The sequence below is a fragment of the Erwinia oleae genome (genome assembly GCF_000770305.1).
Lineage (GTDB): Bacteria > Pseudomonadota > Gammaproteobacteria > Enterobacterales > Enterobacteriaceae > Erwinia > Erwinia oleae.
Genome location: NZ_JNVB01000006.1, coordinates 41,436 through 53,981, shown reverse-complemented (window position 1 = coordinate 53,981; position 12,546 = coordinate 41,436). Strand labels below are relative to the sequence as shown.

Below are 12,546 nucleotides of genomic sequence, written 5' to 3'. Positions count from 1 at the left end.
TTTCGTCGTGCGTAAAAAAGAGAAAACAGAAAAATATTTGCTCCGGGAATTTTTCAACATGAACAACAACAGGCAGTCCCGTTTTAAAAAAAAATGTCATCCGGCGCTGCTGGTCGCGATTTACGGCCTGAGTGTCGTTGCACAAAAAGCCAGCTTCGCCGCGGAAGACGATACCCTCACGGTAACGGCAAGTGAAAGTGATACGCAGGGCTACAGTGAGCCAACCCGTAGCGTCGCCAGCAAAAAGCCGACGTCGCCGTTAAATGAGGCGCAATCGGTCAGCGTAGTAACACAAAAGCAGCTGGAAGATTTTCAGATCGACAGCCTGGCCGACGCCATGCGCTTTGTCAGCGGCGTAAGCGAAAGCAATACGTTGGCAGGAATGGAAGATGGCTTTACCCGCCGCGGCTTTGGGGGGAGCGCCGATGGATCAATCTATCGGGATGGCGTGCGCAGCAGTCAGGGGCTCAATCTGAATGCGGCCACCGAGCGGGTTGAGGTACTGAAAGGCTCCGCTTCCCTGCTTTATGGTATTCAGAATCCCGGCGGCGTGATTAATGTTGTCAGCAAAAAACCGCAATATGAATGGCACTCGCGAATGAGCGGGCGCTATGCCAGCGAAGGCGGCGGTGCCGGAACCGTTGACGTGACCGGCCCACTGGGCAACGGTTTTGCTTTTCGTATGATTGCTGAAAAGCAACATCAGGATTACTGGCGTAACTTTGGTAGCAACAGCCACACGCTGATTGCGCCGTCACTGCAATGGTTTGGTGAAAAAGCCAGTTTTTTAGTCAGTTATGAAGATTATCGCTACGATATCCCTTACGATCGCGGCACCGCTTTTATCAACGGTAAGCCCGTGGATATCGACTACAAAAAACGGCTGGACGATACCGCGAACCATGCCTGGGGCCATACAAAAACGCTGAACGCCTACTACGACTGGCAATTCAACGAAGCGTGGCGAACCCGATTTACCGTCGGGTGGAATCAACGTCTTTATGATAACAATGAAGTCAGGGTCACCGCCATTGACCCGTCCAGCGGCGTGGTGACCCGCCGAGCCGATGCGAACCGTGGCTTCAACCACAAAACCAAATATGTTTCCTGGGACGTACTCGGTTCGCAACAGCTGTTTGGCATGACGCACGATCTGGTGCTGGGAACGGATTATGAGATGAACCAGACCTACCGTGCCCGTCAGTATCAGGGTAAAGCGGACAAAAACTTTACCCTCAGCGATCCCGGCTACGACATGCTGACGCCAACCACCGATGATTCGACGGAAAACAGCGCCAATGCCAACAACCTCAACCGCATTCACAGCCGGTCACTTTATGCTAAAGACAGTATCTCACTGACCTCAGACTGGCTTGCCATCGTGGGCGGTCGCTATCAGCATTACGAGCAGCGCGCGTCGAAAGGCGTTAATCCCATCGTGCAGGCGCTGGACAGCGAAGGCAATAAATTCCTGCCGCAGGCCGGACTGATTTATAAACTGACGCCGGATGTGTCGTTCTACAGCAGCGTCAGCAAGTCCTTTACGCCTTCAACTGACGTTGATGATGATGGCAGCGTCGGCAAACCAGAACAGGGAACCACCTGGGAAGTCGGCAGCAAGTGGCAGATGACACCGCGTCTGTTCGCAACCGTGGCGCTGTACCGTATTGATGAAAAAGATATGTCGCTGAGCATCAATGGCACAACGCGAGCCATTAACAAGGCGCGCTCCAGCGGCGCTGAAGTCGAGGTGAACGGTGAAATTCTGCCTGAATGGGATCTCAGCGCCAACTACAGCTATGACAAAGCGGAGATCGTTGACGACGGCGTCAACGCCGACAACAACGGTAACCGGCTGCAAAATGCACCCCGCCATTCAGGCGCGCTCTATCTCAGCCACACTATCAACGTGCTTTCGCTGCCGGGCGAGTTCCGCCTCGGCGGCGGCGCCCGCTACGTCGGTACGCGCACGGGCGACCCGGAGAATAGCTTCACACTGCCGGATTACGTGGTGGCGGACAGTTTTATCGCCTGGAATCATCGACTGTTTGGCCAGAAAACCCAGCTTCGGCTGAACCTGAATAATATGTTTAATAAACACTACTACAGCTCCAGCGGCGGCAACCTGCGCGTGCGCGAGGGCGAAACCCGTAACGTGATGGTGCAGGCAAATGTTGAATTTTAAACGCGGGCGCATTGCGCAGGCAGCGCTCTTACTGATGCTGGCCTTCAGCCCGCTGCTGTCGGCAAAAACAATCACGGATATCGACGGTAACCACATTGCTATTCCGGATCGGCCGCAGCGGATTGTGCTCGGAGAGAGCCGCATGCTGTATACGCTGGCGATGCTTGAACCCGGCGATCCCTTTAAACGGATCGTTGGCTGGCCGCTGGATCTGAAAAAATACGACAGTCAGACATGGGCTGTTTTTGCCCGGCGCTTTCCGCAGATGCTGAAGATCACCCCAACAGGCCTGGGTGGCACCAACGATTTAAATCCGGAAAAAGTGCTGGCGCTGAAGCCTGACGTGGTTATTCTGCCGAGCCTCGCGCGCTATGACGACGCAGATCAACAGCTTCAGCTCATTCTGAAGGCGGCGAAAATACCCGTTGTCAGGGTCGATTTACGCGTACATTTACTCAAAAATACCACGCGAAGCGTGGAGATTTTGGGCGAGGTACTCAATCAGCAGCAGCGTGCCGCCGCGTTTACGCAGTTCTATGACGAGCATATGCATCGTATCCGCGATCGACTTGCCGCCCACGCAGGGCCAAAACCGACGGTGTTGCTCCATTTGCACCTGGGTCGCCGCAACGAGTGCTGCGTAACGGCGGTGAACGGCAGTCTGGGCGAACTGCTCGCGTTTGCCGGCGGCGATAATATTGCCGGAGGTAAAGTAAAGGGCGTATTTGGCCGACTCAGTGAAGAAACCGTGATTGCCTCGCAGCCCGATTACTACTTCGCTACCGGCATGGGTGATGCCAGCGAGCGCAGCGCGTTGAAAATGGGGCCGGAGGTTTCGCCCGCCGTTGCGCAACGCAGCCTGAAGGAACTCACGGCGAAGCAGAACGGCCTGCGTGAACTGAAAGCACTGCGGAACGGTCATTCGGCCGCTATATGGCACAACTTTTATCTCAGTCCGTGGCACGTTGCCGCCACGGAGTTTATGGCGAAAACGCTCTATCCCGACCTGTTCAGCGACGTGAACCCGGAACAAACGCTTCAGCAGTTCTTCCATCAGTTCCTGCCAGTCCCGTTCAGCGGCAGCTATTTTCTGCACGATCCCGGTTCCTGAAATCACCTTTCGCCGCCCCGACTGGATCGAAAGCGTCGGCTGGGGCATTATCTTCAAACGGGTTGATAATTCACACATTTGAAGCGTGCCGACGCAGGTGGTACGTAAAAGGGATACGGGTTAATGAAAGAGAGTTCGCTCACGCTCTACGGCATCAAAAACTGCGACACGGTTAAAAAGGCACGCAAATTTCTGCAAACAAACGGCGTGGCCTGCACGTTTCACGATTATCGCGTCGATGGTCTGGACGCGCTGATGCTGCAACGCTTTATCGATAAACTGGGCTGGGAGACTTTGCTCAATACGCGCGGCACCACATGGCGTAAGCTCAGTGAAACGCAGCGCGCTGCGGTCACCGACGCTGACAGCGCGCGCGATCTGATGCTGGCGCACCCGGCAATCATCAAACGCCCATTGCTCTGCGGTGCAGACGGTTCTATGCTTCCAGGCTTCAGCGAAAGCGCCTATACGCAGTTTATTCAGGAGCAGCCGTAACTATGTTTTGTCCCGTCATTGAGCTGACACAGCAGCTCATCCGCCGTCCTTCTCTCAGCCCTGATGACGCCGGCTGCCAGGCAATTATCATTGCCCGACTGGAAGCGCTGGGGTTCACCATTGAACCTATGCCGTTTGGCGATACGCTGAACTTCTGGGCCTGGCGCGGCCAGGGCGAGACGCTGGCGTTCGCCGGTCATACCGACGTGGTACCCGCAGGTGACGCCAGCCGCTGGATCAATCCACCGTTTGAGCCATCCATCCGCGACGGCATGCTGTTCGGACGCGGCGCGGCAGACATGAAAGGCTCGCTGGCCGCGATGGTGGTCGCCGCCGAACGCTTTGTGAAAACCTGCCCGAACCATCGTGGTCGACTGGCCTTTTTGATCACCTCCGATGAGGAAGCCAGCGCCACTAACGGCACGGTAAAAGTGGTCGAGACGCTGATGGCGCGCAATGAGCGCCTGGATTACTGTCTGGTGGGCGAACCGTCCAGCACCGAAACCGTCGGCGACGTGGTGAAAAACGGGCGTCGCGGATCGATGACCGCGAACCTGACGATCCACGGCGTGCAAGGACACGTCGCCTATCCGCACCTGGCGGACAATCCCGTGCATCGTGCGCTGCCCGCGCTGAACGAACTGGTGGAGATTGAATGGGATCGCGGCAACGAATTTTTCCCGCCGACCAGCATGCAGATAGCCAATATGCAGGCGGGCACCGGCAGCAATAACGTCATTCCTGGCGACTTTTTTGTGCAGTTCAATTTCCGCTTCAGTACCGAACTGAGCGACGAGATGATTAAACAGCGGGTTCAGGCGCTGTTGGATAAGCATCAACTGCGCTATACGCTGACATGGAACGTTTCCGGCCAGCCCTTCCTGACCGCCTCCGGAAACCTGGTGAATGCGGTAGTGAAAGCCGTTGCGCACTATAATGAAATCAGGCCAGCTTTGCAGACCACTGGCGGCACCTCCGACGGACGCTTTATCGCACGTATGGGCGCGCAGGTGGTTGAGCTGGGGCCGGTGAACGCCACCATTCATAAAATCAATGAGTGCGTGAAGGCCGCCGACCTGCAACTGCTGAGCCGGATGTACCAGCGGATTATGGAACAGTTGATCGCATAAGGGTAACTATATGGAATGGCTTAAAGAGTACTGGTGGATAATCGTTATTGTGTTGATGGTTGGCGTGCTGATGAACGTGTATAAAGATCTGAAGCGCATCGATCACAAGAAGTTCATGGCCAACAAGCCGGATTTGCCGCCGCATCGTGATTTCAACGACAAGTGGGACGACGACGACGACTGGCCGAAAAAGAAATAGTCAGCCGGGGCGCCTGCCGCCCCGCATTATTCTGCCGCATTGCTTTTCTCCCTCAGCGTCGCAATACGCAAGCGCCACTGCTCACTGCGCGCGCCGTCCAGGGTTTCCAGCGCGCGCTGCGCCTCCTGTCGGCATCCCGCCAGCAACACCTTACGTCCGCTCATGCCAAACTGCCTGGCAAGCGAAGCACCGTCAGCGCCTTCCGCCACGGAACCGGACAGCAGCGGCAGCGGCTGAGGAAAAACGCTGACCAGGCGCCCCAGCGCGCCAACGCCGGCCTCCAGCGGCCGCTGTGCCCAGGCGAACCCCGCCAGTTCCCGCCAGTCGTCGTCGTCGAGCGCCTCGTCATGCGCCGGAAACGTGAGACCGTCAATCTGCACAAAGCGACGCAGCCACGGCCAGTCTCGCGCCAGACGCTGACTGGCGCGCGCGCAAAGCTGGCTGCCCTGCTCGCTTATCGGCAGAACAGCCATCGCCGCATAGCAGCCGCTGCTGGCTTCCTGCCGGGTGCCGATTCGTACCAGTTGAAACCCGCACGCGCGCCAGAATGCCCACAGCGCATCGGTGTAGCCAAAACTGACCGAGAGGAAATCCAGCCCGTGCGCGCGCGTCATGCTGTGACGCACCATGTTACGCCCGATGCCGCACCGCCGCAGCGCAGGCGCTATCGCAATACGGCTGATACGACGTGAATGAAGCTGCGCCGCCTCGGGAAAGCTGGCGTGTGCCGCAAGCGACTGCGCGACAAGGTTTCCGCGCGGACGGCGAAAACCGGCCCAGACCGCTTCGGCCAGCGACGCCGAAAGCCCCCCCTCGTCGACCAGCCACGCGGCGCCGTTCACCTGGTCACCCTGCAAGGCAGCGCTGAAGTGCATACCCGGCGCATCCATCATCCGTCTTAAATCAAGCGGCGAGGTGCGATAGTGAGCGCTGGCAAGAAGCTGATAAAGGGCGCAGAGCTGTGCGGGATGGGTTTGCCAGTCTGCCTGCTCAGGAAAAACATAGCGGACGTCCGCCTCGCTGCGCTCAGGCTGCGCCTCTTCAAACAGCAGCGCTCCATCGACAAAGCGCTCAAGCGGATCGTTTTTCGCCCAGCGCAGCGGTTCGTCAAGGCTCAGCAGCGTGGCATTTGGCAGCCCGGCGCAAAACTTCAGCAGGAAGCCGCGCCCCGTTCCCTCAAAGCCCTGAAGCGTGGTGGTCAACAGAACACGAGGAAAAAGCGTGACCAGTTTTTCCAGCAGCGGCGTGGGAATAGCCGCCGCTTCATCAATAATCAGCCAGTCGATTTTCTGCGCCTGGTAGTCAGCCTGTTCCGCCAGCAGGCGATCCGGGGCGATAAAACGGAATTTCTCGCCCGCAAAACGTGCCAGCACCTCGGTAGACACCTTCGCCGGGGCGGTGATGAGGCATTCGCCAGGCCACTCTGCCGCCAACTGCCCGGCCAGCGCCGATTTACCTCTGCCGCGCGGCGCAATCAGCGCGTGGATCCCCGGTTCGCAGGCGAGCAGACGCGCAAGCAGTTGCCGCTGCGCGGTGTTATCGGGCTGCCACGCGGGCCCGTCGGGCTGCGGCGGCAGGCGCAACGGATAGTGCTGGCGCAGCAGCGCGGCATTGCTGTCGGTCAGCACCCGTTGGCGGAATCGATGAAGGAAATTGGGCGTGGGGATGGCGGAAGGTTGTTCGCTCCAGCGCAGTGAATCGGTATCCGGCTGTGCCAGCCAGCGTTCCCACGCCGGCGCCAGAACCAGCAGCCAGCTGCCGGGTTTAAGCGTACCGGAGAGCGCGGCCAGCGCCTCTGCATTGAAGCCGTGTCGGGCGTCAAAAACCGCATGAAGAAATTCGCGGCCCAGTAGCGTGCGGGCCGCCGTTGCGGCGCAGGAGAGCGGGCTTTGCGGCGCATCGCCGAGCCACAGCCAGTCGCCGGGAAGCGCCGCCATCCACCGGGCGGCCTGCTGCTGGCACCACTCCCCCTCGCCGCTGATCACCAACAGGCGGCGCCTGCCCTGCTGCTTCAGCGCCTCTGTATGTGTGATCAGGTCGCCGGGTTCAGCCACCGCTTAGCCTGCAAAGGTGTTGCACTGGCCAGGATTCCCGCTGTCGTAACCTTTTTTGAACCAGTCATAACGCTGTTGCGACGTGCCGTGCGTAAAGCTGTCCGGCACCACGCGGCCCTGACTTTGCTGTTGCAGGCGATCGTCACCGATCGCTTCGGCGGCGTTTAACGCCTCGTTCAGATCGCCCGGTTCCAGCACTTTTTCTTGCTGCATATAGTGGCCCCAGACGCCGGCAAAGCAGTCGGCCTGAAGCTCCATTTTCACCGAAAGCTGATTAACCTGCGTCTGGCTGGCGCCCTGCTGCATCTGGCGAACCTTCGATTCAATGCCCATCAGCCGCTGCACGTGGTGTCCAACTTCATGAGCAATCACGTAACCCTGCGCAAAATCGCCGTCGGCGCCGAGCTTGTTTTTCATCTCATCATAGAACGAGAGGTCGATATAAACCGTGCTGTCGGACGGACAATAGAACGGCCCCATCACCGACTGGCCGGTGCCGCAACCGGTTCGCGTGGCACCGCGATACATCACCAGTTTCGGCGCGGTATAGGTTTTGCCCATCTGCTGGAAAATTTTCTGCCAGGTGTCTTCCGTCGTCGCCAGGATCACTTTAGTAAATTTCGCCGCCTCGTCGTCCTGCTGCGGATCAACGCGCTGTTGCTGGACGGATTGCGATCCCCCCGTCTCGCCGGTTAACAGCGGCGTCAGGTCGTATCCATAGTAGCCCGCCACCATCACCACGATCAGCAGCACGATGCCGCCTTTACCGCGCGGAATACGCATCCGACCACCGCCGACGGTGCCCGGTTCATTTCGACGATCTTCGACATTGTCGCTTTCGCGGCGCCCTTGCCAACGCATACATTACTCCTTGTTGAGACCGCAAAGCGGCAGATGGGGTAATTTTAGACGTCGCGGGGTCACTGCACCAGCCCCGGCATGATAAAGGGGGGATTTGAACAGGCAGGAAAAGGCGCTACGACCGCGAGCCGTAGCGCAGAGAGTCAGTCCAGCTTCACGCCAAGACGAGTTGCTACTTCCTCATAGGCCTCGATCAGGCCGCCAAGGCTTTGGCGGTAGCGATCCTTATCCATCTTATTGAGCGTTGCTTTGTCCCAGAGACGCGCGCCATCCGGCGAGAACTCGTCACCCAGCACCACTTCGCCATTGAACAGGCCAAACTCCAGCTTGAAGTCGACGAGGATCAGACCGGCGTCATCAAAAAGCGCGCTTAAAACCTCGTTGGCTTTGTAGGTCAGTTCGCGCATGCGCGTCAGGTTCTCTTTACTCACCCAGCCGAAGGTCTCGCAATAGGAGTCGTTGACCATCGGATCGTGTTTGGCATCGTCTTTCAGGAACAGATCGAACAGCGGCGGATTGAGCACCATGCCCTCTTCAACGCCCAGGCGCTTCACCAGCGAGCCTGCCGCGCGATTGCGCACCACACACTCCACCGGCACCATATCCAGCTTTTTCACCAGCGCTTCGTTATCAGAAAGCAGCGCTTCCATCTGCGTGGGGATGCCCGCTTCCTGAAGTCTGGTCATAATAAAATAATTAAATTTATTATTAATCATTCCCTTGCGATCAAACTGTTCGATACGCTCACCGTCCAGCGCTGACGTATCGTTACGGAATTCGAGAACCAGCAGATCCGGGTTATCGGTGCTGTAAACGGTTTTCGCTTTACCGCGATACAACTCAGCTTGTTTTTTCATCTTCTTAAACTCCAAACATAAAATATTCTGCGTATTTCGCTTCGCCATCACGGCAACAAGAAGCAATCTGTCGAGGCGAATAGTCTATAATCTGCGGCGAAAAAACCGAAGCAATCGTTTACGCGTCAGAGAATAAAAAAGGCCGGAGATGCTCCGGCCTCTGATATTACTTACTGAAGGCGGCCTGGAATACGGCCACCAGCGCGTCGTTTTGCGACTGCGTAAGCGTATGACCTTTCGGGTCAAGGAATTGCAGGCTGCTGCGGTTATCCAGATCGCCGACCTGAAGTTTGTAGTCACCGTTGACCAGCTCAGGATCTTTCGCGCCCAGCTCGTCCCAGGTATCGCTACCCGGCGCTTTATAGGTCACGTTCAGGCTGCCCTGAGAACGGTTGCTGTCGGTCACCTCCATCCCCACGCGCGGCAGCGCCTGCGGCAGACGTTCCCAAACGGTGTTGAACGGCGCCCGCACGATCAGCGCAGGCAGACCGGTTTCATCAGCACCGCTCTGCACGTCAATCTGCGTGGCGCTGCGGTGTGCTGCGGCGTTTTCACGACTGGTCTCAATCTTATCCAGGCCGCTGCTTAGTTCATTCAACATCTGCGCGGTGTAGCGCTGAAGCTGAACCGGCGAAGTTACCGCACTGTTTTCCTGTTGCAGTTCCAGCAGCTTGACGCTCAGCGCCTGCTGATAACCCTGCTGCTGCACGTTGATTTGATAGCGTCCGCGATACTGATGATCTTCATCGGCGCGATTCCACTGCACCCAGTCCGTGGTCAGCGTCTGGCTGGCGTCAGTGCGGCTGGCAATGGGGTAGTTTCGTTGCTGTACCACATCAACTACCTGCGGCCACAAAGTGCCATTGCGAGCGTTATCCAGCAGCAGCACGCCTGAGTTACCGGCAAACTGAGTGCGCGCGCCGTTCATCAGCGCCAGCGGCTGAGCGGGCGGACGAATGTCTAACTGCTTGCCAACCGCGCCTTTGCTGTTAACGTCAGGAACGTCATATTCACCATTTTGCAGCGGAAGTACCATGCCCGCAGGGGCGTGTAGATCGCTAACGTCTGCGGCCTGAAGGTAGGATTCGTCACCGCTGACCTGGCGCTTATAGCGCTGGTCGCTGGAACATGCCGCCAGCAGCATCACAACGGAAAGCCCTACCACCTTTGCGACAGCGGACTTTTGTACTGAGTAAGCCATTACTTCTCCCTAAATTTAAAGCAGGCCAGCTTTTTGGAGCGCCTGCTCAACAACCGGACGTCCCGCTGCTGTCAGCGGCGTCATAGGTAAACGCATCGTATCGGTTGCAATTAATCCTAACTGTTTAGCCGCCCATTTGACCGGTACAGGATTAGGCTCGATAAACAGCTTCTGATGGAGGTGCATCAGGCGCTGGTTCAGGCGACGTGCTTCCACAAAATTACGCTGTTGTGCCAGTTCGCAGAGCTGCGCCATCTCGCGTGCGGCAACGTTTGCCGTCACGGAGATAACGCCATGACCGCCTAACTGCATAAAGTCGAGGGCGGAGGCGTCGTCGCCGCTGACAAGAACGAATGTCTCATCAACCAGCTCTTGGATCTGACTAACCCGCGATAAGTTCCCGGTTGCCTCTTTAATACCGATAATATTTTTGATTTTTGACAGACGGCCAACGGTTTCCGGCAGCATGTCGCAGCCGGTGCGGGACGGCACATTATACAGCATCTGCGGCAGGTCGGTACTTTCGGCAATGGCTTTGAAGTGCTGATACAGCCCTTCCTGCGTGGGACGATTGTAGTACGGCGTGACGGTCAGACAACCCACCACGCCGCTGTTTTCGAATCGTCTGGTCAGCGAGATGCCCTCGGCGGTGGCATTTGCACCGGTTCCGGCAATGACCGGGATGCGGCCATCGGCCAGCTCCAGCGTCAGCATCACCACATCGCCATGTTCATCATGGCTTAACGTAGCGGATTCACCCGTTGTTCCTACCGAGACAATTGCTGCCGTTCCGCTGGCAACATGATAATCGATCAGTTTTTTTAAGCTCGCCCGGCAGACATACCCTTTCTCATCCATCGGCGTAACGAGTGCAACAATACTTCCCGTGAACATTAGCCATCCCCTCCACAAACAAGTGCTTCATGGTACGTTTGACGGCTATTGAAAAGCAAGCGGACAAGGCCGCGCGGCCCCTTGGCACAGGGTATTTTTTATGTTTACCTTAGCGTTATCATATTTGCTAATCATCATGACGGACAGGAAGCATCATTTTGCCGCAGTCAGAGCAACATCATTTGGTTATCACCGCGCTCGGCGTTGATCGTCCGGGTATTGTTAATACCATTACCCGTCATGTCAGCAGCTGCGGTTGTAATATTGAAGACAGCCGCCTCGCCATGCTCGGCGACGAATTCACCTTTATTATGCTGCTTTCCGGCAGTTGGAACGCCATCACGCTGATTGAATCAACGCTGCCGCTCAAGGGCGCCGAGCTGGAACTGCTGATTGTAATGAAGCGCACCGCCTTTCGCGAACGGCCGCCGATGCCCGCCACGGTGTGGGTGCAGGTTGAGGTAACCGACTCGCCACACATTATTGAACGCTTTACCGATCTGTTCGATTCGCACCAAATGAACGTTGCGGAACTGGTTTCTCGCACGCAACCGGCTGAAAATCAGCCTGCCTTGCTCTATATTCAAATAACGGCCCATAGCCCGGCTCGCCAGGATGCATCATTTATTGAGCAGGCGTTTAACGAGCTATGTACAGAACTGCATGCGCAAGGCACTATCAGCGTCGTTACGTATCCACAGCATGATGAAAAAATGGAGAGTTGTGATGAATCCACTGAAAGCCGGTGATGTTGCACCGAAATTTAGCTTGCCCGATCAGGATGGCGAACAGGTAAATTTAACCGACTTCCAGGGACAGCGCGTTTTGGTCTATTTCTATCCAAAAGCGATGACGCCGGGGTGCACCGTACAGGCGTGCGGCCTGCGCGACAGCATGGACGAGCTGAAAAAAGCAGGTGTTGAGGTGCTGGGCATCAGCACGGACAAGCCTGAAAAGCTTTCGCGCTTCGTTGAGAAAGAGCTGCTGAATTTCACCCTGCTCTCTGATGAAGATCATCAGGTCTGCGAGCAGTTTGGCATCTGGGGCGAAAAAACCTTTATGGGGAAAACCTACGATGGCATCCACCGTATCAGCTTTCTGATTGGCACGGATGGTAAAGTCGAGAAGGTGTTTGATGAATTCAAAACCAGCGATCACCACGATATCGTTATGGCCTGGCTACAGCAGGCATAATTCAGGAAGAAAGCGGGTTTAAAAAACCGCATAACGCTGCAATGGGCTTAACGGAGTAATCTGTTAAGCCTTTTTACGGACAACAACTTTTTAACGATACGTTTTTTGTTGCGGTATTTCTGGATAAATTTATATATAAAGCGGCCAGACAATCAAAATATTAAACACCTGATGGTTATTATATTATTTTTTTTAATAAAAACCTGGCCTAACATAGTCATTAGTTCAAAAAAACTCCCCAACGCCATTGAATTTACACAAGAAATACACTCATCGGGTAAATAACAAAAAAATATGGCGTAACGTATTGCTATTAGATAGTACTGATTTATAATACTTGAAAATATCGAGAAAAAGATTTTTTT

The 12,546-nt window shown here is 56.1% G+C and carries 12 protein-coding genes; 7 read left to right on the top strand and 5 right to left on the bottom strand.

Annotation, left to right across the window (positions count from 1 at the left end; all coding sequences use genetic code 11):
* Nucleotides 1–58 precede the first annotated feature (58 nt).
* From GS12_RS03380 to GS12_RS03360, 5 genes are all read left to right on the top strand, one after another.
* Complete coding sequence (locus GS12_RS03380) at nt 59–2,185, top strand: TonB-dependent siderophore receptor (RefSeq protein WP_034943983.1); 2,127 nt, start codon at nt 59–61, stop codon at nt 2,183–2,185.
* Nucleotides 2,172–3,296: an ABC transporter substrate-binding protein gene (locus tag GS12_RS03375; RefSeq protein WP_034943879.1), complete on the top strand. Its 1,125-nt coding sequence runs from the start codon at nt 2,172–2,174 to the stop codon at nt 3,294–3,296. The genes GS12_RS03380 and GS12_RS03375 overlap by 14 nt, the downstream gene beginning before the upstream one ends.
* A 123-nt stretch (nt 3,297–3,419) precedes the next feature.
* Entirely contained in the window at nt 3,420–3,791 is a 372-nt protein-coding gene (locus GS12_RS03370) for an ArsC family reductase (protein ID WP_034943876.1), read from the top strand.
* Nucleotides 3,792–3,793: 2 nt separating this feature from the next.
* Complete coding sequence (gene dapE / locus GS12_RS03365; RefSeq protein ID WP_034943874.1) at nt 3,794–4,921, top strand: succinyl-diaminopimelate desuccinylase; 1,128 nt, start codon at nt 3,794–3,796, stop codon at nt 4,919–4,921.
* 10 nt (nt 4,922–4,931) lie between these two features.
* Nucleotides 4,932–5,120 (top strand): YpfN family protein, encoded by a 189-nt coding sequence (locus GS12_RS03360; protein WP_034916313.1) that lies wholly within the window; start codon nt 4,932–4,934, stop codon nt 5,118–5,120.
* 26 nt (nt 5,121–5,146) lie between these two features.
* Here the strand turns inward: GS12_RS03360 and GS12_RS03355 are convergent, their stop codons facing one another.
* The 5 genes from GS12_RS03355 to dapA form a co-directional block, all read right to left on the bottom strand.
* On the bottom strand, nt 5,147–7,174 hold the full coding sequence (locus tag GS12_RS03355) for a tRNA(Met) cytidine acetyltransferase TmcA (RefSeq protein WP_235421052.1): 2,028 nt from the start codon (nt 7,172–7,174) through the stop codon (nt 5,147–5,149).
* A 3-nt stretch (nt 7,175–7,177) separates the two neighbouring features.
* Entirely contained in the window at nt 7,178–8,035 is an 858-nt protein-coding gene (gene ypfJ / locus GS12_RS03350) for a KPN_02809 family neutral zinc metallopeptidase (RefSeq protein ID WP_034916315.1), read from the bottom strand.
* A gap of 143 nt (nt 8,036–8,178) precedes the next feature.
* Nucleotides 8,179–8,892, bottom strand: a complete 714-nt coding sequence (gene purC / locus GS12_RS03345; RefSeq protein ID WP_034943872.1) for a phosphoribosylaminoimidazolesuccinocarboxamide synthase — start codon at nt 8,890–8,892, stop codon at nt 8,179–8,181.
* Nucleotides 8,893–9,058: 166 nt separating this feature from the next.
* The gene (gene bamC / locus GS12_RS03340; protein WP_034943869.1) at nt 9,059–10,093 is read right to left on the bottom strand and encodes an outer membrane protein assembly factor BamC; all 1,035 of its coding nucleotides are present in this window, start codon (nt 10,091–10,093) and stop codon (nt 9,059–9,061) included.
* Between the two features lie 15 nt (nt 10,094–10,108).
* A complete protein-coding gene (gene dapA / locus GS12_RS03335) occupies nt 10,109–10,987 on the bottom strand; it encodes a 4-hydroxy-tetrahydrodipicolinate synthase (protein WP_034943866.1) in 879 nt (292 codons plus the stop codon).
* A gap of 158 nt (nt 10,988–11,145) precedes the next feature.
* Between dapA and GS12_RS03330 the strand changes: the two genes are divergently transcribed.
* Both GS12_RS03330 and bcp read left to right on the top strand, forming a co-directional pair.
* Complete coding sequence (locus GS12_RS03330; RefSeq protein WP_034916322.1) at nt 11,146–11,736, top strand: glycine cleavage system transcriptional repressor; 591 nt, start codon at nt 11,146–11,148, stop codon at nt 11,734–11,736.
* Nucleotides 11,714–12,181, top strand: a complete 468-nt coding sequence (bcp, locus tag GS12_RS03325; protein WP_034916324.1) for a thioredoxin-dependent thiol peroxidase — start codon at nt 11,714–11,716, stop codon at nt 12,179–12,181. Before GS12_RS03330 ends, bcp begins: the two co-directional genes overlap by 23 nt.
* The last annotated feature ends 365 nt before the right edge of the window (nt 12,182–12,546 follow it).